This is a genomic window from Streptomyces sp. NPDC013457 (assembly GCF_043089925.1).
Taxonomy (GTDB): domain Bacteria; phylum Actinomycetota; class Actinomycetes; order Streptomycetales; family Streptomycetaceae; genus Streptomyces.
On record NZ_JBICBL010000007.1, the window covers coordinates 389,212 to 414,764 of the forward strand.

At 71.4% G+C, this 25,553-nt stretch carries 23 protein-coding genes and 1 riboswitch; of the genes, 16 read left to right on the plus strand and 7 right to left on the minus strand.

Translation table 11 applies throughout. The features are described 5' to 3' along the window. Positions 1-35 precede the first annotated feature (35 nt). On the plus strand, positions 36-1,478 hold the full coding sequence (locus ACF1G2_RS21345) for a GuaB1 family IMP dehydrogenase-related protein (protein ID WP_391799767.1): 1,443 nt from the start codon (positions 36-38) through the stop codon (positions 1,476-1,478). Between the two features lie 94 nt (positions 1,479-1,572). On the opposite strand, the gene ACF1G2_RS21350 is transcribed toward ACF1G2_RS21345, so the two are convergent. Next, positions 1,573-2,577 (minus strand): GDSL-type esterase/lipase family protein, encoded by a 1,005-nt coding sequence (locus ACF1G2_RS21350; RefSeq protein WP_391799768.1) that lies wholly within the window; start codon positions 2,575-2,577, stop codon positions 1,573-1,575. A gap of 355 nt (positions 2,578-2,932) precedes the next feature. Between ACF1G2_RS21350 and ACF1G2_RS21355 the strand changes: the two genes are divergently transcribed. Both ACF1G2_RS21355 and ACF1G2_RS21360 read left to right on the plus strand, forming a co-directional pair. Continuing rightward, entirely contained in the window at positions 2,933-4,414 is a 1,482-nt protein-coding gene (locus ACF1G2_RS21355) for an amino acid permease (protein WP_391799769.1), read from the plus strand. Between the two features lie 10 nt (positions 4,415-4,424). After that, positions 4,425-4,880 carry an Lrp/AsnC family transcriptional regulator gene (locus ACF1G2_RS21360; protein ID WP_015032260.1) on the plus strand — a complete coding sequence of 152 codons (456 nt, stop codon included), beginning with the start codon at positions 4,425-4,427 and terminating at the stop codon, positions 4,878-4,880. Positions 4,881-4,940: 60 nt separating this feature from the next. Here ACF1G2_RS21360 and ACF1G2_RS21365 read toward each other — a convergent pair whose 3' ends face one another. Beyond that, positions 4,941-5,486, minus strand: coding sequence for a Repetin (locus tag ACF1G2_RS21365; RefSeq protein ID WP_391799770.1), 546 nt, complete (start codon positions 5,484-5,486; stop codon positions 4,941-4,943). Between the two features lie 279 nt (positions 5,487-5,765). Between ACF1G2_RS21365 and ACF1G2_RS21370 the strand changes: the two genes are divergently transcribed. Beyond that, complete coding sequence (locus tag ACF1G2_RS21370) at positions 5,766-6,572, plus strand: carbon-nitrogen hydrolase family protein (protein WP_391799771.1); 807 nt, start codon at positions 5,766-5,768, stop codon at positions 6,570-6,572. A gap of 55 nt (positions 6,573-6,627) precedes the next feature. Further along, positions 6,628-8,325 (plus strand): flavin monoamine oxidase family protein, encoded by a 1,698-nt coding sequence (locus ACF1G2_RS21375; RefSeq protein WP_391799772.1) that lies wholly within the window; start codon positions 6,628-6,630, stop codon positions 8,323-8,325. 6 nt (positions 8,326-8,331) lie between these two features. Here ACF1G2_RS21375 and ACF1G2_RS21380 read toward each other — a convergent pair whose 3' ends face one another. The 3 genes from ACF1G2_RS21380 to ACF1G2_RS21390 form a co-directional block, all read right to left on the minus strand. Further along, on the minus strand, positions 8,332-9,030 hold the full coding sequence (locus tag ACF1G2_RS21380) for a DUF5995 family protein (RefSeq protein WP_391799773.1): 699 nt from the start codon (positions 9,028-9,030) through the stop codon (positions 8,332-8,334). A 74-nt stretch (positions 9,031-9,104) separates the two neighbouring features. Beyond that, a complete protein-coding gene (locus ACF1G2_RS21385; RefSeq protein WP_391799774.1) occupies positions 9,105-10,505 on the minus strand; it encodes a uracil-xanthine permease family protein in 1,401 nt (466 codons plus the stop codon). A gap of 113 nt (positions 10,506-10,618) precedes the next feature. Then, the gene (locus ACF1G2_RS21390) at positions 10,619-11,842 is read right to left on the minus strand and encodes an MFS transporter (protein WP_391799775.1); all 1,224 of its coding nucleotides are present in this window, start codon (positions 11,840-11,842) and stop codon (positions 10,619-10,621) included. Between the two features lie 103 nt (positions 11,843-11,945). Between ACF1G2_RS21390 and ACF1G2_RS21395 the strand changes: the two genes are divergently transcribed. After that, a complete protein-coding gene (locus ACF1G2_RS21395; protein WP_391799776.1) occupies positions 11,946-13,070 on the plus strand; it encodes an ROK family transcriptional regulator in 1,125 nt (374 codons plus the stop codon). Positions 13,071-13,202: 132 nt separating this feature from the next. Here the strand turns inward: ACF1G2_RS21395 and ACF1G2_RS21400 are convergent, their stop codons facing one another. Continuing rightward, positions 13,203-13,949, minus strand: coding sequence for an SDR family oxidoreductase (locus tag ACF1G2_RS21400; RefSeq protein ID WP_391799777.1), 747 nt, complete (start codon positions 13,947-13,949; stop codon positions 13,203-13,205). Positions 13,950-14,081: 132 nt separating this feature from the next. After that, a complete protein-coding gene (locus tag ACF1G2_RS21405; protein WP_391799778.1) occupies positions 14,082-16,451 on the minus strand; it encodes a chitinase C-terminal domain-containing protein in 2,370 nt (789 codons plus the stop codon). Between the two features lie 240 nt (positions 16,452-16,691). Further along, positions 16,692-16,821: riboswitch (FMN riboswitch) on the plus strand. Positions 16,822-16,981: 160 nt separating this feature from the next. Between ACF1G2_RS21405 and ribD the strand changes: the two genes are divergently transcribed. From ribD to ACF1G2_RS21455, 10 genes are all read left to right on the plus strand, one after another. Further along, positions 16,982-18,070: a bifunctional diaminohydroxyphosphoribosylaminopyrimidine deaminase/5-amino-6-(5-phosphoribosylamino)uracil reductase RibD gene (gene ribD / locus ACF1G2_RS21410; RefSeq protein ID WP_391799779.1), complete on the plus strand. Its 1,089-nt coding sequence runs from the start codon at positions 16,982-16,984 to the stop codon at positions 18,068-18,070. Positions 18,071-18,072: 2 nt separating this feature from the next. Beyond that, positions 18,073-18,681, plus strand: coding sequence for a riboflavin synthase (locus ACF1G2_RS21415; protein ID WP_391799780.1), 609 nt, complete (start codon positions 18,073-18,075; stop codon positions 18,679-18,681). Positions 18,682-18,725: 44 nt separating this feature from the next. Further along, positions 18,726-19,316 carry a nicotinamide riboside transporter PnuC gene (locus tag ACF1G2_RS21420; protein WP_391799851.1) on the plus strand — a complete coding sequence of 197 codons (591 nt, stop codon included), beginning with the start codon at positions 18,726-18,728 and terminating at the stop codon, positions 19,314-19,316. Beyond that, entirely contained in the window at positions 19,313-20,590 is a 1,278-nt protein-coding gene (locus tag ACF1G2_RS21425; RefSeq protein WP_391799781.1) for a bifunctional 3,4-dihydroxy-2-butanone-4-phosphate synthase/GTP cyclohydrolase II, read from the plus strand. The genes ACF1G2_RS21420 and ACF1G2_RS21425 overlap by 4 nt, the downstream gene beginning before the upstream one ends. 30 nt (positions 20,591-20,620) lie before the next feature. Continuing rightward, positions 20,621-21,106: a 6,7-dimethyl-8-ribityllumazine synthase gene (gene ribH, locus ACF1G2_RS21430; protein ID WP_352186594.1), complete on the plus strand. Its 486-nt coding sequence runs from the start codon at positions 20,621-20,623 to the stop codon at positions 21,104-21,106. Between the two features lie 34 nt (positions 21,107-21,140). Continuing rightward, positions 21,141-21,413: a phosphoribosyl-ATP diphosphatase gene (locus tag ACF1G2_RS21435; protein ID WP_391799782.1), complete on the plus strand. Its 273-nt coding sequence runs from the start codon at positions 21,141-21,143 to the stop codon at positions 21,411-21,413. Positions 21,414-21,498: 85 nt separating this feature from the next. Next, positions 21,499-22,347, plus strand: coding sequence for an ATP phosphoribosyltransferase (hisG, locus tag ACF1G2_RS21440; RefSeq protein WP_391799783.1), 849 nt, complete (start codon positions 21,499-21,501; stop codon positions 22,345-22,347). Positions 22,348-22,378: 31 nt separating this feature from the next. After that, positions 22,379-22,831, plus strand: coding sequence for a PH domain-containing protein (locus tag ACF1G2_RS21445; RefSeq protein ID WP_385853164.1), 453 nt, complete (start codon positions 22,379-22,381; stop codon positions 22,829-22,831). A gap of 211 nt (positions 22,832-23,042) precedes the next feature. Next, a complete protein-coding gene (locus tag ACF1G2_RS21450; protein WP_391799784.1) occupies positions 23,043-24,383 on the plus strand; it encodes a hemolysin family protein in 1,341 nt (446 codons plus the stop codon). After that, a complete protein-coding gene (locus ACF1G2_RS21455; RefSeq protein ID WP_391799785.1) occupies positions 24,380-25,477 on the plus strand; it encodes a hemolysin family protein in 1,098 nt (365 codons plus the stop codon). The genes ACF1G2_RS21450 and ACF1G2_RS21455 overlap by 4 nt, the downstream gene beginning before the upstream one ends. Positions 25,478-25,553: the final 76 nt, after the last annotated feature.

Sequence of the window (25,553 nt, forward strand, 5' to 3'; positions counted from 1 at the left end):
CTAGGGGCCGATCCGAACGACTGGGATGTCAGCACGTGCGTTTCCTCAATGACGTCAAGCCGCCCTACGACCTGACGTACGACGATGTCTTCATGGTGCCGAGCCGCTCGGCCGTGGGTTCCCGCCAGGCGGTGGACCTCTCCTCGCCGGACGGGACCGGGACGACGATCCCGCTGGTCGTCGCCAACATGACCGCGATCGCCGGCCGCCGCATGGCCGAGACCGTCGCCCGCCGCGGTGGCCTCGTCGTCATCCCCCAGGACATTCCGATCGAGGTCGTCACCGACGTCATCGCGTGGGTGAAGAGCCGCCACCACGTCCTGGACACCCCCATCGTCCTGGCGCCCCACCAGACCGTCGCCGACGCGCTCTCGCTGCTGCCCAAGCGGTCGCACGACGCCGCCGTCGTCGTCGACGAGGACCGCCGCCCGGTCGGTGTCGTCACCGACGCGGACCTGTCCGGCGTGGACCGCTTCACCCAGCTCTCCGAGGTCATGTCGAAGGACCTGCTGCTCCTCGACGCCGACATCGAGCCCCGCGACGCGTTCAACACGCTCGACCACGCCAACCGGCGCTACGCCCCGGCCGTGGACAAGGACGGCCGGCTGGCCGGCATCCTGACCCGCAAGGGCGCGCTCCGCGCGACCCTGTACACCCCGGCCGTCGACGCGAACGGCAAGCTGCGCATCGCCGCCGCCGTCGGCATCAACGGCGACTTCGTGGGCAAGGCCAAGCAGCTGCTCGACGCGGGCGTCGACACGCTCGTCATCGACACGGCGCACGGCCACCAGGAGTCGATGGTCGCCGCGATCAAGGCCGTGCGCGCCCTCGACCCGCAGGTCCCGATCGTCGCCGGCAACATCGTCGCCGCCGAGGGCGTGCGCGACCTCATCGAGGCCGGCGCGGACATCATCAAGGTCGGCGTGGGCCCCGGCGCCATGTGCACCACGCGCATGATGACCGGCGTCGGCCGCCCGCAGTTCTCCGCCGTCCTGGAGTGCGCCGCCGAGGCGAAGAAGTACGGCAAGCACGTCTGGGCCGACGGTGGCGTCCGGCACCCGCGCGATGTCGCCATGGCGCTCGCCGCCGGTGCGTCCAACGTCATGATCGGCTCGTGGTTCGCCGGGACGTACGAGTCCCCGGGCGACCTGCAGCACACCGCCGACGGGCGTCCGTACAAGGAGTCCTTCGGCATGGCCTCGGCCCGCGCCGTGCAGAACCGCACGAGCGAGGAGTCGGCCTACGACCGTGCCCGCAAGGGCCTCTTCGAGGAGGGCATCTCGACCTCCCGGATGTTCCTCGACCCGTCCCGCCCGGGCGTCGAGGACCTGATCGACTCGATCATCGCGGGCGTCCGCTCGTCCTGCACCTACGCGGGCGCGGCCTCGCTGGCCGAGTTCGAGGAGAAGGCCGTGGTCGGCATCCAGAGCGCCGCCGGTTACGCCGAGGGCAAGCCGCTGCACGCCAGCTGGAGCTAGTCCGCCGTACGAAGGCCCCCGCGAGGCGACTCGCGGGGGCCTTCGTCGTACCCGTGGACCAGTGGGCGGGCGTCCGCCCGCCTTCCGCGCGGGGTCACGCCGTCGTGCGCGGCCCCCGCACGTGGGGGCGCAGCGCGTCCGCGACCGCCGCCGCCATGCGGGCGTGCCCCCGGTCGTTGGGGTGCAGGCCGTCCGCGAGGTCCTCGGGGTCGAGCAGGGGGCGGCCCGAGAGCACGAGCAGCCGCCTGTCGCCCTCCGCCGCCAGGTCCCGCCCCGCCTGCTCCATGGCCGTGCGCAGGTCCTCCAGGGTGGCTCCCAGGGCGTTGGGGGCGGTCTCGGCCTCCGGGCGCAGCACGGGGGAGAGGATCAGCAGCGGGGCGTCCGGGTGGCCCCGGCGCACCAGGCCCACGTAGGCCCGGACCGTCTCGTACAGCCAGCCGGCCGAACTGGGCGCCTTGGACCAGCAGTTCGTGCCGAAGGCCAGCGTGACGAGTTCTCCGGGGAGGCTCGCGAGCTGCTCGGCGAGCGGGAGTTCCCCGCGCGCCCCGCCCGCGAAGCCGAGGTTGACCGTGTCCAGGCCGAGCGTCCGCCCCGCCGTCGCGGGCCAGGAGTGGGCGGGTCGCGTCGACCACCAGCCCTCGGTGATCGAGTCGCCGTGCACGAGCCAGCGCGGCCGTCGCGGGGCGGGGGAGAGGGAACCGTCGCAGGCCCGCAGGCCGAGCACCACCGGCGCCTGGCTCTCCGGCAGATGGATCGCGAACGTCCCCCCGTCGGGAGGGAGTTCGAGCGTGATGGTGGCCTCCTCGGCGGGTGCCGTGAAGCTCTCGCCCACGCACCGGCCGTCGCGCCACAGTGCGAAGCAGTGCCGCAGGGCCCGCAGGGCGTCCCCCGTGGCCGGTACGGAGGCGCGATAGCGCAGCTCCACCGCCCGGGTGCCGGGCGCGGCCGCGAACTCGACCCGTACGCCGATGGGCAGCGCGGCCCGCTCGGCCGTGTCCCAGGGGAGCCGGGCGAGGTCGGCGGGGTCGGCGCGGACCGCACGGCCGCCGTCCAGCCAGGCCGTGCCGCGCAGATAGGGAGTGGGATCCAGCCAACCCACCGAAGCCTCCGATCGAGGTGACGCAGCGGGCTCGCAGAGTCGGTCATCGAGCACAAGGAGTCAATGCGCACGGGGTGTGTGCTTCACACCCCGCTTATCGCCCCAATGTGCCGATTCATGCGAGGGGGCGCAATGTTTCCTCGTCTGGGCTCCGAGCGCGCAATGATCATCTGCGGGTGCGCAACAACCCTGCATTACGAGCGCGAAGGCCTGGGGCTTAGGCTCATGCCTCGTACCAGGAGTGGCGGCGACCGCCTGCTCGGCGGTTCCCCCATCCCTCGCGGGCCTGTTCGGCATGCCCGCGTACCGCCGTGGTCGTCGCATTTCGTCAGGCAGCGATCAAGGAGCCTCCGCAGTGCTGGATCAAGGCACAGCCTCACCGGCCACCGAGCCGACCGTCCCCAAGACCTCCGGGCTCTCCGCCCTGACCCGGCGCAAGCCGGTAGAACGCCTGGTCGCCGAGGGTGGCCAGGGTGAGGGCGGCTCGCTCCGCCGCACGCTCTCGATGTGGCAGCTGACGATGATCAGCATCGGTGCCACGCTCGGCACCGGCATCTTCGTCGTCCTCGGCGACGCCGTGCCGAAGGCCGGCCCCGCGGTCACGATCGCCTTCGTCATCGCCGGTCTCACGGCTCTCTTCTCCGCCCTCTCGTACGCCGAGCTGGCGGGCTCCATACCGGTCGCCGGTTCCTCCTACTCGTATGCGTACGCAACGATGGGTGAACTCGTGGCGTGGGTCTGCGGCTGGTGCCTGGTCCTGGAGTACGGCGTCTCCGTCGCCGCCGTGGCGGTCGGCTGGGGCGAGTACCTCAACGAGCTGCTCGACGGCACGATCGGCGTCACGATCCCCGACGTGCTCTCCTCGGCCCCCGGTGAGGGGGGCATCATCAACCTGCCGGGTCTGATCGTCGTCCTGCTGGCGATGGTCTTCCTGCTCGGCGGCGCCCGCGAGTCCGCCCTCGTGAACACGATCATGGTCTTCGTGAAGATCGCCGCGCTCGTGCTCTTCTGCGCCATCGGCTTCATGGGCTTCAAGTCCGGCAACTACGCCGACTTCATGCCGCTCGGCATGGCCGGCGTCAGCGCCGCCGGTGCGAGCCTCTTCTTCTCGTACATCGGCTTCGACGCCGCCTCCACCGCCGGTGAGGAGGCGAAGGACCCGAAGCGCGACCTGCCGCGCGCGATCATGCTTTCGCTGCTCATCGTCACCGTCCTCTACGTCCTCGTCGCGGCCGTCGCCGTCGGCGCCTGGAACTGGAAGGACTTCGAGGGCTCCGAGGCCTCGCTCGCCGCGATCATGCACGACGTCAGCGGCCAGGCCTTCTGGGGCACCCTGCTCGCCGCCGGTGCGGTCATCTCCATCGCCAGCGTCGTCCTGACCGTCCTCTACGGCCAGACCCGTGTCCTCTTCGCGATGTCCCGCGACGGCCTCGTGCCCAAGGTCTTCGGCAAGGTCAGCGGCAAGACCGGCACCCCGCGCGTGAACACCGTCATCGTCTCGGTGTTCTGCGGCGCCCTCGCCTCCGTCATCCCGCTGGGCAAGCTCGTCGATGCCACCAGCATCGGCACCCTGTTCGCCTTCGCCCTGGTCAACATCGCGGTGATCGTGCTGCGCCGCACCCGCCCGACGATGGCCCGCACCTTCCGCGTCCCGCTGGGCTGGACCTTCCCGATCCTCGGTTTCGGCTTCTGCGTGTACAACATGTTCAGCCTGGACTCGATCACCTGGGTGGTCTTCGGTTGCTGGATGGCCGCGGGCCTCGTGTTCTACTTCCTGTACGGCATGCGCCGCTCCCGCCTGGCCACCGACGCAGGGGCCACCGAAGCAGAGAAGTGATCCACCCGTAGTGCGACTCAACGACCTCGACGAACGCATCGTCCACGCCCTCGCGGAGGACGCCCGCCGCTCGTACGCCGACATCGGCTCGCTCGTCGGCCTGTCCGCGCCCGCCGTCAAACGGCGCGTGGACCGGCTGCGGGCCGAGGGCGCCATCACCGGCTTCACCGTACGGGTGGACCCGGCGGCGCTCGGCTGGGAGACCGAGGGGTTCGTCGAGATCTACTGTCGCCACAACACCTCGCCGGACGACATCCGGCGAGGTCTGGAGCGGTACCCCGAGGTGGTGTCCGCGTCGACCGTCACCGGTGACGCGGACGCCGTCGTACAGGTCTTCGCCTCCGACATGCGCCACTTCGAGCGCGTCCTGGAGCGCATCGCGGGCGAGCCGTTCGTGGAACGCACCAAGTCCGTCCTGGTGCTCTCGCCGCTGCTGCGGCGCTTCTCCTCCGGCTCACCCGCGTAGCCCCGCGGGGCTGAGGGACGAAGGGCGGTGCGGGCCGTGGTTCCCGCACCGCCCTTCGGGCTACTCGGTCGGGTACTCCAGCTGCCAGGGGAGCACCGTGAAGTCGCCCGTACCGGCCTTCGTCCTCTCGAACGGCGCCGGGCTGTGGCACGGGGGCACGTCGCCCTGCTCCGGGTCCTGGGTCAGCCAGCTGTAGCCCAGCCGGTCGTGCCTGCCAAGGTCGTGGACGGAGACCCCGACGCGCCGCTTGTCGAACTCCTTCACGTCGGTCTCGGTCACCCTGCCCGTCACGGTGGCCACCTTGCCGCCCGTGACCAGACAGTCCACCGTCACCACGGCGTAGCCGCCCTTGCCGTTCTTGTAGTGACTGAACCGGAAGGTGCCGGTCGCCGCCTGCGGGTTCATGGTGTCCTTCGCCGCGAGATGGGCGTCGAAGGAGAACGTGATGTCGTCACTCGCCACCCGGTAGATCTTCGCGCTGCCGGTCAGCGCGGCCGCCTCCCGGCTGCCGCCCCTCCCGTCCCCGGAGGCGACGGCGGAGCCCGCGGCTCCCGCGGAGATCGTCAGGGCGGCGGCGAGGGCGGCGATCTTCGTACGGCGGTTCATGGGATCTCGGTCCTTTCGGCAGGTCAACCGGACGGCCACCACTCTTCCGCGCGGCCCGCCGCAGGGCGTCGCGCCGGAGAACGGTCCTCGTCTCCGCCGCGCGGCGGGGGAGACGTACGACATAGGCAGGAGCCCCGCGCAACGAATCGCCGCCCCGCTCGGAGATCGCGCAATGGTTCGACGGTCGGTCCGCAACGGTCGCGCCTTGTCCCGGTCGAGCGCGAAACCGTACCGTTTCTGAGGTCTCTCCCTCCCCCTCACGACCCCCGAGGATCGCCGATGCCCGCGCTGCGCACCGCCCTGCTCCAGAGCTCCGGTGAGCTCGGTGACGTGGCCGCGAATCTGAAGATCCTCGACGAGGCCGCCGCCCGGGCGGCCGAGGCCGGAGCCGGGCTCCTGCTGGCCCCCGAGCTGTTCCTGACCGGCTACGCGATCGGCGCCGACATGGCGCGCCTGGCCGAGCCGGCCGACGGACCCTCCGCCCGCGCCGTCGCCGCCGTCGCCGCACGCCACGGCCTGGCCGTCGGCTACGGCTACCCGGAGCGGGACGTCGAGCGCCACGGAGTCCTCTACAACGCGGCGCAGCTCTTCGGACCCGACGGCGACGTGCTCCTGCACTACCGCAAGACGCATCTCTACGGAGGCTTCGAGCACCACTGGTTCACGCCCGGCGAGGACGGCGTCGTCCAGGCCGAGCTCGGCGGCCTCACCGTCGGCCTCATGATCTGCTACGACGTCGAGTTCCCCGAGAACGTGCGGGCGCAGGCGCTGGCCGGTACGGACCTCCTCCTCGTACCGACCGCCCTCATGCACCCCGCCGAGGTCGTCGCCGAGTCCGTCGTCCCGGTGCGCGCCTTCGAGAACCAGATGTACGTGGCGTACGCGAACCGGACGGGCCCCGAGGGCGACTTCGAGTTCGTCGGCCTCTCCACGCTCGCCGCCCCCGACGGCACCTCGCGCGTCCGCGCCGGACGAGGCGAGGACCTGGTCCTGGGCGATGTCGACCCGGCCCTCCTCGCCGCCTCGCGCAAGGACAACCCCTACCTCCGCGACCGTCGCCCCGGCCTCTACGGCTCCCTCGTCTGAGCCGTCACCCCCTTCGAACCTCTCCCGTTCTTCCCGTGCAAGGAGTCCGTACCCCATGACGTCCACGGTGCCCACGACCGCCGTCCCGCACAGCGACGGCCAGCCGCCGATCACCATGTTCGGTCCGGACTTCCCGTACGCCTACGACGACTTCCTGGCCCACCCGGCCGGGCTCGGCCAGATACCCGCGACCGAGCACGGCACCGAGGTCGCCGTCATCGGCGGCGGACTGTCGGGCGTCATCGCCGCCTACGAGCTCATGAAGATGGGCCTCAAGCCCGTCGTCTACGAGGCCGACCAGATCGGCGGCCGGCTGCGGACCGTCGGCTTCGAGGGCACCGGCACCGAGGGGCTGACGGCGGAGATGGGCGCCATGCGCTTCCCGCCCTCCTCCACCGCGTTCCAGCACTACATCGACCTGGTGGGCCTGGAGACGCAGCCGTTCCCGAACCCGCTGGCCGCGTCCACCCCGTCGACCGTCGTCGACCTCAAGGGCGAGTCGCACTACGCGCAGACCGTCGACGACCTCCCGCAGGTCTACCGCGACGTGATGAACGCGTGGAACGCCTGCCTGGACGAGGGCGCCGACTTCTCCGACATGAACCAGGCCATGCGCGAGCGCGACGTCCCGCGCATCCGCGAGATCTGGTCGAAGCTCGTCGAGAAGCTCGACAACCAGACCTTCTACGGCTTCCTGTGCGAGTCGGAGTCCTTCAAGTCCTTCCGTCACCGGGAGATCTTCGGTCAGGTCGGCTTCGGCACCGGCGGCTGGGACACCGACTTCCCCAACTCCATCCTGGAGATCCTCCGCGTCGTCTACACCGAGGCCGACGACCACCACCGCGGCATCGTGGGCGGCTCGCAGCAGCTGCCGCTGCGCCTGTGGGAGCGCGAGCCGGAGAAGATCGTCCACTGGGCGCCGGGCACCTCCCTGCGGTCCCTGCACGAGGGCGACCCGAAGCCGGCGGTGACCCGGCTGAACCGCACCGCGGGCAACCGGATCACCGTCACGGACGCCTCCGGCGACATCCGTACGTACCAGGCGGCGATCTTCACCGCCCAGTCCTGGATGCTGCTCTCCAAGATCGCCTGCGACGACTCGCTCTTCCCGATCGACCACTGGACGGCGATCGAGCGCACCCACTACATGGAGAGCTCGAAGCTCTTCGTCCCCGTGGACCGGCCGTTCTGGCTGGACAAGGACGAGGAGACCGGCCGGGACGTCATGTCGATGACGCTGACCGACCGGATGACCCGCGGCACCTACCTCCTGGACGACGGCCCGGACAAGCCGGCCGTCATCTGCCTCTCGTACACGTGGTGCGACGACAGCCTGAAGTGGCTGCCGCTCTCCGCGAACGAGCGGATGGAGGTCATGCTGAAGTCGCTCGGCGAGATCTACCCGAAGGTCGACATCCGGAAGCACATCATCGGCAACCCGGTGACGGTCTCCTGGGAGAACGAGCCCTACTTCATGGGCGCCTTCAAGGCGAACCTGCCGGGCCACTACCGCTACCAGCGCCGCCTGTTCACCCACTTCATGCAGGACCGGCTGCCCGAGGACAAGCGGGGCATCTTCCTCGCCGGCGACGACATCTCCTGGACGGCCGGCTGGGCCGAGGGCGCCGTGCAGACCGCGCTCAACGCGGTGTGGGGCGTGATGCACCACTTCGGCGGCTCGACCGACGCCACCAACCCGGGCCCGGGCGACGTGTACGACGAGATCGCCCCGGTCGAGCTCCCGGAGGACTGACCGCCCTCAGCCGCGCAGGGTCAGCGGGGTGAGCAGCATCCGCCCCACCAGACCCACCGACCGGTCGAGGCGTTCCCTGAACTCCTCGGCCAGGTCGGGCAGTTCGCCCAGCTCCCAGAGGGAGCGGGCGGCGAGCCAAGCCCCGTCGCGGGCCCGGTCGAGGCTCCAGCAGCCCAGCAGGTGCGTCAGCGGGTCCGCGACCTCCAGGAGGTCCGGGCCCGGCATCAGTTCCTCGCGGATCCGCTCCTCCAGGAGCACGAGGATGTCCCCGACGCGGTCGAACTCGTCCTCGACGTCGCGCGGGGCGCAGTCGAGGGTCCGGCAGGTGTCGACCACGGCGAGCGCCAGGTCGTGGCCGATGTGCGCGTTGATCCCGGCCAGCGCGAACTGCAGCGGCCGGACGCCGGGGTGGCGCCGGTAGTGGAAGAGCGGCCGCCAGCAGGCCGGGGCGGGGCAGCCGGTCGCGACGGTGTCGACGACCGAGAGATAGCGCTCCGCGAAACGGACGTCGAGGGTCGCGGCGGCCCGCCGGTCGGCGAAGGTGCCGGAGTCGATGGCCCGGCCGATCTCCTCCGTGACGGTCAGATAGACCCGGTTGAAGACGGCGACGCCGTCGGCCGGATGCCAGGCCGAGCGGATTCTCCGCATCCGCTCCACCACCGGGTCGACCGCGGTGAACTGCCCGATCTGCGTGGTCTGCGCCATGGGGGCAGCGTCCCAGCAGCCGGGCCCGGGAGGGAACTCCCTCGGCCCGGCTTCCCCAGAACGGGCGAATATGCCTACGACTTGGCGGCCGCGCCGCCGTCCTCCGTGCTCTCGTACGAGCTGGTGCCCGCGTCGAGCAGGGGCTCCTGCGGCTTCAGGTGAGCCGGGGCGAACGCCCGCAGCACGTGGTAGCCGGTGATCACGACGATCGTGCCGAGCGCGATACCGCCGAGCTCGAAGGTGTCGGTGAAGGTCAGCTTCACGCCGCCGACGCCGATGATGATGCCCGCGGCCGCGGGCACCAGGTTGAGCGGGTTACGGAGGTCGACCTCGGCGTTGATCCAGATCTGGGCGCCGAGCAGGCCGATCATGCCGTACAGGATCACCGTGATGCCGCCGAGCACACCGCCGGGGATCGCCGCGACGATCGCGCCGAACTTGGGGCAGAGGCCGAAGAGCAGCGCGAAACCGGCCGCGGCCCAGTAGGCGGCGGTCGAGTAGACGCGGGTGGCCGCCATGACGCCGATGTTCTCGGAGTACGTGGTGTTGGGCGGGCCGCCCACGGCGGTCGACAGCATCGAGGCGGCGCCGTCGGCCGCGATCGCGGTGCCGAGGTTGGAATCGAGGTTGTCGCCGGTCATCTCGCCGACGGCCTTCACGTGCCCGGCGTTCTCCGCGATCAGGGCGATGACCACGGGCAGCGCCACCAGGACGGCCGACCACTCGAAGCTGGGGCCGTGGAAGGTTGGGAGGCCGATCCAGTCGGCCTGGGAGACGCCCGAGAGGTCGAGCCGCCAGTGGTCGGTGACCTGGCCGCCCGGGGACATGGAGTGGATCTTGCCGAAGACCAGGTCGAAGACCCAGGAGATCGCGTATCCGAAGATCAGACCGAGGAAGATCGCGATACGCGACCAGAACCCGCGCAGACAGACCACGGCGAGACCGGTGAACAGCATGACGAGGAGCGCGGTCCACTGGTCCTGAGGCCAGTACGTGGCGGCCGTGACCGGGGCGAGGTTGAAGCCGATCAGCATCACGACGGCGCCGGTGACGATCGGGGGCATCGTCGCGTGGATGATCCGCGCCCCGAACCTCCGTACGGCGAGACCTGCCAGGAACAGCACGCCGCCGACGACGAACACCGCGCCCGTGACGGTCGCGCTGGTGCCGCCGGACGCCCGGATGGCCGCGGCGACGCCGACGAAGGAGAGCGAGCAGCCCAGATAGCTGGGGACCGTCCCCCGCGTCGCGAGCAGGAAGATCACGGTCGCGACGCCGGACATCATGATCGCGAGGTTGGGATCGAGACCCATGAGGACGGGGGCCACGAAGGACGCGCCGAACATCGCCACCACATGCTGGGCGCCGAGGCCGGCCGTTCGGGGCCAGGAGAGCCGCTCGTCCGGCCGGACGACGGCTCCTGGAGCGGGTGTTCGTCCGTCGCCGTGCAGGGTCCAGCGCACGCCGAGGTTCATGTGGTCGCTCCAGTTCTCCGATGACGACGGCCGGTTCGCCGCGCGAAACCTCAGCCGAAAAAGATCAGCCACATGGTAGTCCGCCGCAGGTCACCGGGGTCGCCCGGCGGGGTCTAGGAGACCTGGCCCGAGTTCGCTCGGGCGCTGGGGGCCGTGGGCGCGGCGGCGGGCGTGGTCCGGTCGCCCTGGCGGAGCACGCCGGCGCCCAGCACCAGCCCGAAGGCCAGCAGTGTGACGAGGCCGAAGGAGAACATCAGGGAGGTCGCGTCGGCGATGCCGCCGATCGCCGAGGGGGCGATGAGCCCCGAGGTGTACGTGATGGTGGCGACGCCCGCGATGGCCTGGCTGGGGTTCGGGCCGCTGCGCCCGGCCGCCGCGAAGGCCAGCGGGACGACCACCGCGACCCCGAGGCCGATGAGTCCGAAACCGGCCATCGCGACGACGGCGTGCGGGGCGAGGACCACGAGCAGGCCGCCGACGGTCGCGGCGACGCCACCGACCCGTACCGTCCGGACGGCGCCGAACCGGTCCACCACCCGGTCGCCGACCAGTCGCGCGATCGCCATCGTCAGCGCGAAGGCGGTGGTGGAGGCGGCCGCGACTCCGGCCGAGGAGCCGAGCTCGTCCTTCAGGTAGACCGCCGACCAGTCCAGGCTCGCGCCCTCGGCGAAGACCCCGCAGAATCCGATGGCGCCGATGATCAGCGCGGACTTCGGCGGAAGCGAGAAGCGCGGCGGCGCCTCGTCGTCGGGTGCGCTCTGCAGATCGAGCACGCCCTGGCAGAAGAAGAGCCCCAGTGCGGTCAGGACGAGCGCCGCGACGAGGTGGTGCAGGCGCGCGTCGATGCCGGCGTGGGCGGCGACGGTGCCGGCGGCGGACCCGAGGAGCGCGCCCACGCTCCACATGCCGTGCAGGCTGGACATGATCGACTTGCTCATGCGGTTCTCGACCTCGACGCCGAGGGCGTTCATCGCCACGTCGGACATGCCGGCGGTGGCCCCGTAGACGAAGAGCGCCGCGCCGAGCCCGTAGATGTTCGGGGCGAGGGAGGGGAGGATCAGCGCCAGCGTCCACAGGGCGAGCAGTCCGCGCAGCGCGGTGCGGGCGCCGAAGCGGTGGCTGATCGCGCCGGCCAGCGGCATCGACAGCGAGGCGCCGATGGCCGGGAAGGCGAGGGCGAGTCCGAGCTGGCCCGCGCTGACGTCCGCGTGGTCCTGGATCCACGGGATGCGGGTCGCGAAGCTGCCCGTGACCGCGCCGTGGACGCAGAAGACGGCGGCGACGGCGAACCGGGCCCGCCGCAGTCGCTCGGTGCCGAAGACGGTCTCGCCCGCCATGTGTGCCCTCCCTCGGTGTGGTGGGCGGTAAACTATCAGGAACCCTGCCTGATAAATAGTAGGGGGGCGGAGACCGTCTCCACACGTCTGAGAGGATCCCGGCATGGCCGCTTCCCCGAGTACCGCCCGGGCCCTCAACGACCGGCTCGCACTGCGACTGCTCCAGGACGAGGGGCCGTTGACCGCGACTCAGCTGAAGACGCTGACCGGGCTCTCCCGCCCCACGGTCGCCGACCTCGTCGAACGGCTGCAGGGCTCCGGACTCGTCCGGATCGTGGGGGAGTCCGGCGCGGAGCGGCGCGGGCCCAATGCCAAGCTCTACGGGATCGCCGCCGACCGCGCCCATCTTGCCGCGCTCGACGTCCGCACCACGTCGGTCTCGCTCACCGTCGCCGACCTGCTGGGTGCCACGCTCGCCGAGGCCTCGGCCCCGATCGGAGGCGAGGACGGCACCGGACCCGCCGTGGAGAAGGCCGTCGCGCTCCTGGAGCGGACCGCCAAGGAGGCCGGAGTGGAGACGCTCCACAGCGTGGTCGTCGGCGCCCCCGGACTGATCGACCCGGCCACCGGTGAGCTGCGGAACTCGACGGGGCTGCCCGAGTGGCACCGGCGCCTGATGGCCGCGCTCCAGGAACGGCTGCCCGCGACGGTGCTCGTCGAGAACGAGACCAACCTCGCGGCCGTCGCGGAGCAACGGGTCGGCGCCGCCCGCGACCACGACACGTTCGTGCTCCTCTGGCTGGGCCAGGGCGTCGGCGCGGCCGTCGTCCTGGACGGGAGACTTCGCCGCGGGGCCTCGGGCGGCGCGGGCGAGCTCGGCTTCCTGCCGGTGCCCGGAACGTCCGGGCTGCCTTCCGCGACCGGCTGCGACGGCGGCTTCCACGAGCTGGCCTGCGCGGCCGCGGTGGATTCCCTCGCCCTGGAGCATGGTCTCGATCCGGAGACCGCCCTCGGCTCCGGTCACGGCCCCTTCCTCGACGTCCTGGCCCGGCGCCTCGCCGTCGGTGCGGCCGCCGTGGCCTCCGTCCTCGACCCGGGCTGCGTGGTCCTCGGCGGGGAGACCGGACACCGGGGCGGGCCGGAGCTCGCGGCCCGCGTCGAGGCCGCACTCGCCGGGCTCTCCCCGCTCCGCACGGAGGTGCGCGCCACGGCCCTCGGTGACACGGCGGTCCTGCGCGGCGCGCTCCTGGCCGCCCGGGACGCGGCCCAGGACGTGCTCTTCCCGTAGCCGCACACCGCCTCTTTCCCCTGAGCGCCGGCCGCCCTAGGGGGTGTCTCGCCGATCATGCCGGGCTCGCGGGGCCTGGCACGCACGCTCCAGACCCCGCTCCCTGATCCGGCCTGATCGACGAGACACCCCCTAGGCCTCGGTGCCGAACCGGCCGGCCAGGAACTCCTCGAAGGTCCTGTGGCCCACCGCCTGCTCGGGGGCGAGGTGGCCGCCGTGGCGCAGACCCCGGTAGACCTTGCCCGGGAGCGGGACCTCCACGACACGGCGGCGCTTCCCGCTCGCCCGCAGATACGCGTCCGCGAGCTCGGCGAACGTCTCGATCCTGGGGCCGCCCATGTCCGCGACCCGGCCGGCCGGGTCGCCCGCCGCCAGCTCGGCAAGGCGCGCGGCGGCCTCGGTGACCTCCAGGGGCTGGTCCCGCACACCCTTCGGGACACACATCACCGGCGGCTTCGCCAGGCCCTCCAGGAGCATCAGGATCAGCTCGTGGAACTGTGTCGCCCGCAGCAGCGTCCAGCCGATGCCCGACTGCTGGATCATCCGCTCCACGGCGTACTTCCTGCGGTAGTAGCCGAGCGGCACCCGGTCCACGCCGACGATCGAGATGTACAGCAGATGCGGGACCCCGGCCCGCTGCGCGGCCTGGATCAGCACCCGGGCGGCCTGCTCGTCGCCCCGCGTGATGTTCGTGCAGTGGACGACCGCGTCCACGTTCCGCACCGCCCGGTCGAGCAGCGGCCCGCCCTTGCGCAGATCGACCGCGAACGGCGGGGAGTGGCGGCTGAGGACGCGCACCTCGTGGCCCGCCGCGCGCAGGCGCTCACAGACCGGGCGCCCGAGCGTGCCCGTGCCCCCGGTCACCAGGATGGTGGTCATGCCTCCAGCCTGAACGCCTTCGCCGCGGCCCGCACATGCGGACCGCGGCGAAGGAGGGGAGGACCCGGCGACGGCAAGGGCCGTGAAGTCCGCCGCCGGGCGTTCATCGGAGGTGCGGACCGGTCGGAGACGTCAGCAGGCCCCCAGGTCCTTCCAGACGCCCCACTCCCCGGTCGTGCCCGGCTCCTCGTTCTGCGTCCACCACTGGGCCTTCCACGTGTGGCCCTTGTGGGAGACCTCGGTGCCCCCGTTGTAGACCGTGCCCGCCACGTAGGCCGGGGCGGTGCAGGTGCCACCCGGCGGCGTCGTCGGCGGCGTGGTCGGGGGCGTCGTCGGCGGGATGGTGGGCGGCGTGGTCGGCGGGGTCGTGGGCGGGGTGGTCGTCCCCGGCTCCACCACGGTCGTGCCGCGCGCCAGGTCACCGGCGAGCGCGTACGTCGTGCCGCTGATGTTCACCGTCCAGTTCGACGGCGTGGAGACCGGCAGGTAGTAGTTGAAGGCCAGGTCCACGGACGCGCCCGGGGCCAGCGACTGCCAGGCCGGAAGCTTCAGCGACACCCGGTGGAAGTCGCCCTTCAGACCGCCCACGTTGTTGCCGGTGTGGTCGCTGCTGATCACCTTCGTGCCGAAGCCGGACTGGTCGGAGGCGTTGCCCGGAGCCGCCGTCGCGTAGTCGAACTGGAACTCCGTGCCGCCCGGCAGCGCGGTGGCCGTGTTGTTGGTGATCTTGATCTTCGGGGTGATCGGGTAGTTGGAGTCACCCAGCTTGAACTCGGTGAACTCCACGCCCACGTTCACGGCCCTGGTCGGCAGCGTGGCGTTCGACTTCTTCGCGCCGTACGGGGCGGCCGCCTTGAACTTGTCGTACATCAGCGAGGTGAGCGTGGAGCCCATCTCGTACTGGCCCTTGCCCGCGTTCCAGGCGTAGTCGCCGGCCATCTCCCAGACCATCGTGCCGCCGATGCCCTTGCTGACCACGTAGTCGGCCTTGGCGGCCACCGACTGCTCGTCCTCGGTGGAGAGGAAGACCTTCTTCTGCGCGTTCCACAGCCACGGCGCGACGAGCGTCGAGTCGTACTTGCGGGCGTAGGTGCCGGTCAGGGCGGTGTTCGCCGGGAAGCCGTACTGGGTGACGTAGTCGCCGACGATCCCCTTCTCCAGGTTCTTGGCGTGCCACATCGGGTTGGAGCCGGCGGGGGACTCGGCGCCGTTGGTGTCCTTGTCGTGCCACAGGTTGTCGATGCCGACGGCGCCGTCACCGCACTTGGTCAGACCCGCGCCGGCCGGGCAGGTGGTCGCGGAGGCCTTGCCCCACAGACCGTCCGTGCCGCCCTGCACGTTCTTGTGGCCGCGGGTGTAGTACGGCAGGCCGATGTTGATCCGGCCGGCCGGCATCGAGCCGCGGAAGTAGTGGTACGCCCAGTCGGTGTTGAGGTAGCCGATGCCGCCGTACTGCGAGGAGCCGTAGACGTTGGCGGCGGCCAGCTCCGCGTCCTTGCCGTCGTCGAAGAGCGAGGCGTTGGGGCCGACGTACTCGTTCCAGGCGCCGTGCAGGTCGTACGACATGATGTTGACGTAGTCCAGGTACTTCTGGCTCTGGTACGTCTCCATGCCGCGCAGCAGGTAGCCCGAGGACGGCGCGGCGACGGTGAGCAGGTAGTGCCTGCCGTCGGCGGCCCCGGCCCGGTCGAGCTTCTCGCGCAGGCTCTTCATCAGGGCGTCGTAGCCCTTGACCAGACCCGCGCGGCGGGCGTTGGAGAGCTGCCAGTCGAGCGGGTTGCCCGCGTCCTTCATCGTCGTCGGGTACTCGTAGTCGATGTCGACGCCGTTGAACCCGTACTTCTTGATGAAGGCGACGGCCGAGTCCGCGAAGGTGTCGATCCCGGCCTGGTTGACCGAACCGTCGGCGTTGGTGGCCATCGAGTAGAAGCCGCCGGAGTTCACCCGGGTGCCGTTGTCGTCGAAGTAGCCGCCGGTCTCCGCCCAGCCGCCGACCGAGATCAGCGTCTTGACGTCCGGGTGCTGCTTCTTGAACTTGTTCAGCAGGTTGAAGTGGCCCTTGTAGGCGAAGCCCGGGTCCATCTCGGCGCCCGCGACACCGGGCCAGGTCATCCCGGTGGCCGCGTTGTTCGGTCCGTCCGTGCCGACGGAGAGCTTGTTGTCGGAACCGATGTGCCCGAAGGCGTAGTTGATGTGGGTGATCTTGTCCCACGGGATGTTGTTGGCGAGGTAGGCGGGCTCGCCGTTCTCGCCGGTGCGCCAGCCGGTGAAGTAGCCGATGACCCGGCGCTGGTGGTCCGCGCCCATCTTCTCGCGGCCTTCGGTGTCGTAGACCGAGCAGTACGGGACGTCGACACCGGGGGTCTTGTACAGCCCGTCCGGGCGACAGCCCTCGTTGTCGGCGGCGTACGAGACACCGCCCGCGAGGGAGCTGATCAGCAGACCGGCGACGGCCGCGCCGGACGCGAGCAGCGAGACCCTCGTCTTCGTGGGGGACAACACGATCGGTTCCTCCTGGGGAGGTGTAAGAACACAACGAACAAAGGGGTGGGTCGTGTTGGGCCCGTGGAGTGCGCACACCGCGGGCCGTGCCTCGGAGGTGACACGGAGATTAAGAGGACTAGACCAGTGCGTCAATAGGTCTGGACCAAAGAAGAGTTCGGGGGGCGCTGTGAGCCAGCCCACAGGGCATCGCCCGCATGGCCGACGGCGCGCCGTGGCACACTGGCCCTGTATCAGCAGCAGCGCACTCCGGGGTCGGTGTAATTCCGAACCGGCGGTATAGTCCGCGACCCGTCCGCAGCCAGCGGCCGGTTGACCAGGTGAGATTCCTGGACCGACGGTGAAAGTCCGGATGGGAGGCAGTGCGCGGCGGGCGACCCTGTACAGGGGCGTGCCGGCCGTATCGCCGCTGGTCGCCGTCGTCGGCGACCGGTGTGTCCGGTTTGGCATCCCTGTGCGTAGCGTCGTACCCGCTCTCTGTCGTCATCGACAGGCCCCGGAGTCCGTGCCCGAAGAGGCAGGAGGACCCGGTGGCAGAGCCGACCGACATCACCGCCATGCGACGCGCCATCGCGCTCGCCGCCCGTGGTCTCGGCTCCACCAGCCCCAACCCGGTCGTCGGCAGCGTCATCCTCGACGCCTCCGGAGAGCCGGTCGGCGAGGGCTACCACCAGCGCGCCGGCGGACCGCACGCCGAGATCCACGCCCTGCGCGCGGCCGGCGAGCGCGCCCGCGGCGGCACCGCCTACGTCACCCTCGAACCCTGCAACCACACCGGCCTCACCGGCCCCTGCGCCCAGGCGCTGATCGAGGCCGGCGTACGCCGTGTCGTCTACGCGGTCGGCGACCCGAACCCGCAGGCCACGGGTGGCGCGGACACCCTGCGCACGGCCGGTGTCGAGGTCCTCGGCGGCCTGCTCGCGGACGAGGCCGAGGCGGGCAACATCGCCTGGCTCACCTCCGTACGCCTCGGGCGCCCCTTCGTCCGCTGGAAGTACGCCGCCACCCTCGACGGCCGGATCGCCGCCGCCGACGGGACCTCCCGCTGGATCACCTCCGCCGAATCCCGCGCCGACGTCCACCGGCTGCGCGCCGAGGCGGACGCCGTCGTCGTCGGCTCCGGCACGGCCCGCACCGACGACCCCCACCTGGCCGTGCGGGGCGTCGAAGGGGCCCACCAGCCGCTGCGGGTCGTCGTCGACAGCGAGGCGAGCGCCGTGAAGCCGGGGGCCCGGGTCCTCGACGACGCGGCCCGCACCGTGATCGCCGTGGCCCAGGACGTCCCCGCGGAGAACACCGCCCACCTCCCCGAGACGTGGCGGCTCTCCCGCGCGCCCGGCGGCGGCCTCGACATCCCGGAACTCCTCGCGGCGCTCCACCGGGAGGGCGTCCGTTCCGTCCTCCTCGAAGGCGGGCCGACCCTGGCCGGCGCCTTCGTCGCCGCGGGAGCCGTCGACCAGGTCGTCGGCTACCTGGCCCCCGTCCTCCTCGGCGCGGGCGCGAACGCCCTCGCCGACGCCGGAATCTCCACCATCACCGACGCGTTGCGGCTCGACGTCACCGAGACCGAGCGCATCGGCCCCGATCTTCGTATCACTGCCACTCCCAAGGAGCGTTGAGCGTGTTCACCGGAATCGTCGAAGAACTGGGCGAGGTCACCGCCGTCGAGAAGCTGGCCGACGCGTCCCGCTTCCGCCTGCGCGGCCCCCTGGTCACGGAAGGCGCCAAGCACGGCGACTCCATCGCCGTCAACGGTGTCTGTCTCACGGTCGTCGAGTTCGGCGACGGGGAGTTCACGGCCGACGTGATGGAGGAGACCCTCAAGCGCTCCTCCCTCGGCGCCCTCGAGGTCGGCTCCCGGGTCAACCTGGAGCGCCCGATGGCGGTCGGCGACCGGCTGGGCGGACACATCGTCCAGGGCCACGTGGACGGTACGGGCACGATCCTCGACCGGACCCCGTCCGAGAACTGGGAGATCGTCAGGATCGCCCTCCCCGCGCAGCTCTCGCGCTACGTCGTCGAGAAGGGCTCGATCACGGTCGACGGCGTCAGCCTCACCGTCGTCGAGGCCGCCGCGGACTGGTTCACCATCAGCCTCATCCCCACCACCCTGGCGCTGACCACGCTCGGCCTCAAGCAGAGCGGCGACCCGGTCAACCTCGAAGTGGACGTCATCGCCAAGTACGTCGAGCGGCTGCTCGGCCCGAACGCCGGGGAGAACGTCAAGTGAACTGGCTCAACTCAGAGGCCTTCACCGTCCTCGACCAGCACATCATGTGGTCCGACATGATCGGCAACACGATCGGTCTGATCGCCCTCGCGCTCGGCTGGCGGCGCTCCATCCTCACCTGGCCCGCGCAGCTGCTCTCCGGCGTCATCCTCGTCGGCGCCTACGCCTCCGCCCACCTCAGCGGCGGCGTCGGCAAGCAGCTCCTGGTCATCGGCGTCGCCGCCTGGGGCTGGTGGCAGTGGAACCGCGGCCGGCAGCAGGCCCAGGACGGCTCGATCGCCGTCCGCTTCGCGACCTGGAAGGAGCGCGGTCTCCTCCTCGGCGGCGCGGTCCTCGGCACGCTCGCGGTCGGCGGCCTGTTCACGCTCTACCCGTCGCTCTCCTGGTCCCCGTGGGCCGACGCGTACATCTTCGTCGGCACCCTCGTCGCGATGGTCGCCCAGGCCCGCGGTCTGGTCGAGTTCTGGTTCGCCTGGCTCCTGGTCGACCTGGTCGGCGTCCCCCTCGCCTTCAACAGCGGCCTGGCCTTCTCCGGCCTGGTCTACGTCATCTACTTCGCCCTCGTCATCTGGGGCATGCGCGACTGGTGGCTCCGGACGCGTACGACCACCGCTCTGGAAGGAGTGACGGCATGAGTGCGCTGCCGATCTGGGACGTCACCGACCTCTCCCTCGACCCCGTCGAGCAGGCCATCCGCGACATCGCCGCGGGCCGCCCCGTCGTCGTCGTCGACGACGAGGACCGCGAGAACGAGGGCGACCTCGTCATCGCCGCGGAGAAGGCCACCCCCGAGGTCGTCGCCTTCATGATGAGCGAGTGCCGCGGTCTGATCTGCGCGCCCATGGAGAACGAGGAGCTGGAGCGCCTCGAACTCCCGCAGATGGTCGAGCACAACACCGAGTCGATGCGCACGGCCTTCACCGTCTCCGTCGACGCGGCCCCGGCCCACGGCGTCACCACCGGCATCTCCGCCGCCGACCGCGCCACCACCCTGCGGATGCTGGCGAGCGGCCGCCACGAGCCCGGCGACTTCGTCCGGCCCGGCCACATCTTCCCGCTCCGCGCCAAGCCCGGCGGCGTCCTCGTCCGCAACGGCCACACCGAGGCCGCGGTCGATCTCGCCCGCCTCGCGGGCCTGCGCCCGGCCGGCGCGATCGTCGAGATCGCGGGCGAGGACGGCGTCATGCTGCGCCTGCCCGAGCTCGTCCCGTTCGCCCGCAAGCACGGCCTCACGATCATCTCGATCGAGGACCTCGTCGCCTACCGCCGCAGCTCCGAGCCGACCGTCCGGCGCGAGGCCGAGGTCCAGCTGCCCACGGCCCACGGCGACTTCACCGCGTACGGCTACCGCTCCACGGTCGACGGCGTCGAGCACGTCGCCCTCGTCCACGGCGAGATCGGTGACGGCGAGGACGTCCTCGTCCGGGTCCACTCCGAGTGCCTGACCGGCGACATCTTCCACTCGCTGCGGTGCGACTGCGGCCCGCAGCTGCAGGCCTCCATGGACCGCATCACCGAGGCCGGCCGCGGCGTCGTGGTCTACCTCCGCGGCCACGAGGGCCGGGGCATCGGCCTGCTCTCCAAGCTGCGCGCGTACGAGCTCCAGGAGCGCGGCCGCGACACCCTCGACGCCAACCTGGAGCTCGGGCTGCCCGCCGACGCCCGCGACTACGCGGCGGGCGCCCAGATCCTCGGCGACCTCGGGGTCCGCAGCATGCGGCTGATGACCAACAACCCCGACAAGATCTCCGCCCTCACCGAGCACGGCCTGACGGTCGAGGGCCGCGAGCCCATGCCGGTCCAGGCCGGCGAGCACAACCTCCGTTACCTGCGCACCAAGCGGGACCGGATGGGGCACGACCTGCCCTGGCTGGACGCGGAAGCCGCGTCCACGTGCGGCAACCAGTAAGTCAGCGATCAGTACGGAGCTAGGAGAGACATGAGCGGCAAGGGCGCACCCGTCCTCAGCGTGAAGAACTGCGGCGACCTGCGGGTGGCCGTGATCGCGGCCCAGTGGCACGAGAAGATCATGGACGGACTCGTCGACGGTGCCCTGCGGGCCCTGCACGAGCTCGGCATCGACGAGCCGACCGTCCTCCGCGTCCCGGGCAGCTTCGAGCTGCCGGTCGTGGCGAAGGTCCTCGCCGGCCGGGGCTACGATGCCATCGTGGCGCTCGGCGTCGTCATCCGCGGCGGAACGCCGCACTTCGAGTACGTGTGCCAGGGCGTCACCCACGGCCTCACCCAGGTCTCGATCGACACCGGCGTACCCGTCGGCTTCGGCGTCCTGACCGTGGACAACGAGGAGCAGGCCCTCGACCGGGCAGGCCTCGAAGGCTCCAGCGAGGACAAGGGCCACGAGGCCGTCACCGCCGCCGTCGCCACCGCGACCACGCTGCGCACGGTCAGCGAACCCTGGCGCTGAGTGGAGATCCTCACCCCGTACTCTTAGGACCATCATGGCGAACAAAACCTTCGAAGAGCTCTTCGCCGAGCTCAAGCTCAAGGCCGAGAACGGCGACCCGGCCACCTCCCGCACCGCGGAACTGGTGGAGAAGGGCGTCCATGCCATCGGTAAGAAGGTCGTCGAAGAGGCCGCCGAGGTCTGGATGGCCGCGGAGTACGAGGGCAAGGAAGCCGCCGCCGAGGAGATCTCGCAGCTGCTGTACCACGTCCAGGTGATGATGGTCGCGCGCGGGATCTCGCTCGACGACGTCTACTCCCATCTCTGACCCGTACGCCGGCATCCCACGCGACACCTCCGAGCGAGACCGAACACCCTCCCCCGAAGACTCCCAGGCAAAGGAAGCTCATCCCATGCTGCGCATCGCCGTCCCCAACAAGGGTTCACTGTCCGGACCTGCGTCGGCGATGCTCCATGAGGCCGGCTACCGCCAGCGCAAGGAGTCCAAGGAGCTCGTGGTCATCGACCCCGAGAACGAGGTCGAGTTCTTCTACCTGCGCCCCAAGGACATCGCGATCTACGTCGCCTCCGGCAAGCTGGACATCGGCATCACCGGCCGTGACCTGCTGCTCGACTCGGGCGCCAACGCCGCGGAGATCCTCCCGCTGAACTTCGGCCGGTCCACCTTCCGCTACGCCACCCGGCCCGGCACCGCGAAGGGCCCCGAGGACTTCCACGGCATGACGATCGCCACCTCGTACGAGGGCATCGTCGCCAAGCACCTCGCGGACCAGGGCATCGACGCCTCCGTCGTGCACCTCGACGGCGCCGTCGAGACCGCGGTCAAGCTGGGCGTCGCCCAGATCATCGCGGACGTCGTCGAGACCGGCACCAGCCTGCGCAACGCCGGCCTCGAGGTCATCGGCGAGCCGATCCTCACCTCCGAGGCCGTGGTGGTCCGGCAGGCCGGCGCCGACACCGAGGACGCCCGCGTCCAGACGTTCCTGCGCCGCCTCCAGGGCGTCCTGGTGGCCCGCAGCTACGTGATGATGGACTACGACTGCCGGGCCGAGCACCTGGAGCAGGCCGTGGCCCTCACCCCGGGCCTGGAGTCGCCGACCATCTCGCCCCTGCACAACGAGGGCTGGGTCGCGGTCCGGGCCATGGTCCCGGCCAAGGAGGCCCAGCGGATCATGGACGACCTGTACGAGCTGGGTGCCCGCGCCATCCTGACGACGGCCATCCACGCCTGCCGGCTCTGACGGCCCGGCACCGAACCACCGAGGAACACCGATGTCCGAGGCCCCGACGCCCGCCCTCCCGGTCACGTTCCGGCCGGGCCGCACCCGTGCGGTGCTGCTCACCGTGGGGGCGGTGATGTTCGTCGTGATCACCGCCATCGCGCTGATGCTGGAGAAGCTCGGCCCCGGTGAACGGGCGAGCTTCGTCTTCACGGCCGCGCTCTTCCTCGGCATCCTCACGCTGCTCAGCCGCCCCAAGGTGGTCGCCGACGACGAGGGCGTCACGGTCGTCAACATCACCCGGACACGCCGACTGGCGTGGGCCGAGATCCTCCGGGTCAACCTGCGGCCCGGCGACCCCTGGGTCTTCCTCGACCTGAGCGACGGCACCAGCATGCCCGCGCTGGGCATCCAGCCCGGAATCGCCAAGGAGCAGGCCATCCGCGACGCCCGCGCGCTGCGCGCCCTGGCCGACAGCCGCGGCACCGGCCCGGACGGCGGCTGAGTCCCCCATACGGGGGCCGACCCCCTGCCCCACGCACCGGGTGCGTGACTACTCTGGAGGCGGTGGTGCCGAGCGGCACCACCGCCTCGCGTGTGCAGGGCCGCTCCGCCGCGGCCCGCGAGGCCTCCCTGCGACCCGAGGAGTGACTCCCTCCGGCAATGGACGGATCGTCCGGTAGTACCTGCGCCGCCCCCTCCACGGAGGCGGCGGCATGATCATCCCGCTTCTGCTGCTCGCCGCGGCCTTTCTCCTGATCCTCGCCAACGGCTTCTTCGTGGCGGCCGAATTCGGTCTCGTCACCGTGGAACGCCCCGAGGCCGAACGTGCCGCGGCCGCCGGCGACCGGCGCGCCCGCACCGTCGTCAAGGCGCTCGGCGAGCTGTCCTTCCAGCTCTCCGGCACCCAGCTCGGCATCACGATCACCTCCCTCGTCGTCGGCATGCTCGCCGAGCCCGCGCTCGCCCAGCTCCTCGACGGCCCCCTCACCGCCACCGGGCTCCCCGAGGGCGCGGTCTCCGGGGTCGCGGTGGCGATCGGCATGCTGCTCGCCTCCGCCGTCCAGATGGTGGTCGGCGAACTCGTCCCGAAGAACTGGGCGGTCTCCCGCCCACTCCAGGTGGCGCGGTTCGTGGCGGGCCCGCAGCACCTCTTCGCGTCCCTCTTCCGCCCCGTCATCACCCTGCTCAACCGGGTCGCCAACCGGCTCGTCCGGCTCCTGGGCGTCGAGCCCACCGAGGAGCTCGACTCCGTCCGCACCCCCGGCGAGCTGGTCTCGCTCGCCCGGCACTCGGCCCGGGCGGGCGCGCTGGAACAGGACACCGCCGACCTCTTCGTACGGACCCTGACGCTCGGCGGACTCACCGCGCAGCAGGCCATGACGCCACGGGTGCGGATGAGCGCCCTGCAGTCGGACGCCACCGCCGCCGACGTCCTCAACCTCACCCGGGCGACGGGACTCTCCCGGTTCCCCGTCTACCGCGAGCGCATCGACGAGATCGTCGGCATGGTCCACCTCAAGGACGCGCTCGCCGTACGTCCCCACGAGCGGATGCGCACACCGGTCGGGACCATCGCCGTGCCCCCGCTGCTCGTCCCGGAGACCCTGCCGGCGCAGGCGCTCCTGGAGCGCCTGCGCCGAGAGCAGCCCATCGCCGTGGTCGTCGACGAGTACGGCGGCACGGCCGGGGTCGTCACCCTGGAGGACATCGTCGAGGAACTCGTCGGCGAGGTCCGCGACGAGCACGACCGGGCCGCCGACGAGCGGCCCGAGCTGGCCGCCGTGGCCGCGGAGGACGGCAACCCCGCCTGGGAGGCCGACGGCTCCTGCCGGGTGCACACCCTCCACCGGATAGGACTCGACGTGCCCGACGGGCCGTACGAGACGGTCGCGGGCCTCGTCGCCGACCTGCTCGGCCGTATCCCGGCCCCCGGCGACCGGGCGGAACTCCCCGGCTGGCGGCTCCTGGTGCGGCAGGTCGACCGCTACCGCGCCGAGCGGGTGCGGATCGTGCGGACGGCCGAGGTGCCCACGGTGCCGGAGGCGGTCCGATGAGCCTGCTCCAACTGCTGTTCGCCGTCCTCCTCGTGGTGGCCAACGGCTTCTTCGTCGGCGCCGAGTTCGCGCTCGTCTCCGTACGCCGCAGCCAGATCGAGCCGCTCGGCGGCGCGCGGGCACGGCAGGTCCTGTACGGCCTGGAGAACCTGCCCCAGATGATGGCGGCCGCCCAGTTCGGCATCACCGTCTGCTCCCTGACCCTGGGCGCGGTCGCCGAGCCGACCGTGGCACATCTCCTCGAACCGGTCTTCCACGCCGTCGGCGTGCCGGACGGGCTCATCCATCCGCTCGGATACGTCGTGGCGCTGGCCGCGGTCGTCTTCCTCCATCTCGTGATCGGCGAGATGGTCCCGAAGAACCTCGCGATGGCCGCGCCCGAGCGGACCGCGCTCTGGCTCAGCCCCGCGCTCGTCGGCTTCGCCCGGCTCTGCCGGCCGGTCACGCGGGCGCTGGGCGCCTGCGCCCGGCTGGTGCTGCGGGCGTTCCGCGTCGAGCCGAAGGACGAGGTGGAGGCGGTCTTCACCAGCACTCAGCTCGGCCGGCTCGTGGAGGACGCGGGTCAGGCCGGCCTGCTCGACCCGGTCGAGCAGGAGCGCCTGGAGGACGCCCTGGAGCTGGGCAGCCGCCCGGTGACGGACGTCCTCATCGCCCCGTCGGCGCTGGTGACCGTCACGCCGTCGGTGACGCCCCGGGAGATCGAGGAGCTCACCGTGCGCACCGGCTACTCGCGCTTCCCGGTGTGCGCCGAGGGGCGCGGGACGTACATGGGGTTCGTCCACGTCAAGGACGTTCTGGACCTGGAGGAGCGGGAGCGGGCCGTGCCGCAGCACGTCTGGCGCCCCATGGCGACGCTCCGGGCCGAGCTGCCGCTCGACGACGCGCTCACCGTGATGCGCCGCGCGGCGACCCATCTCGCCCAGGTCTCCGACGGTGCCGGCCGGGTGCTCGGCCTGGTGGCCCTGGAGGACGTCCTGGAGATGCTGGTGGGCGAGGTCCGGGACCCGGCCCACCGCCTGCCCGTGCCGTCACCGCCTCCGCGCCTCCTCACGGAATCCCGCGGTGAACGTAACGACGAGGCCCTGACGGCCTGACCGGCACGGCGCCTGACGGCCGGACCGGCTTCATGGGCGCCGGCAGGCCTGACGGCGTGACCGGAGTGACCGGCCT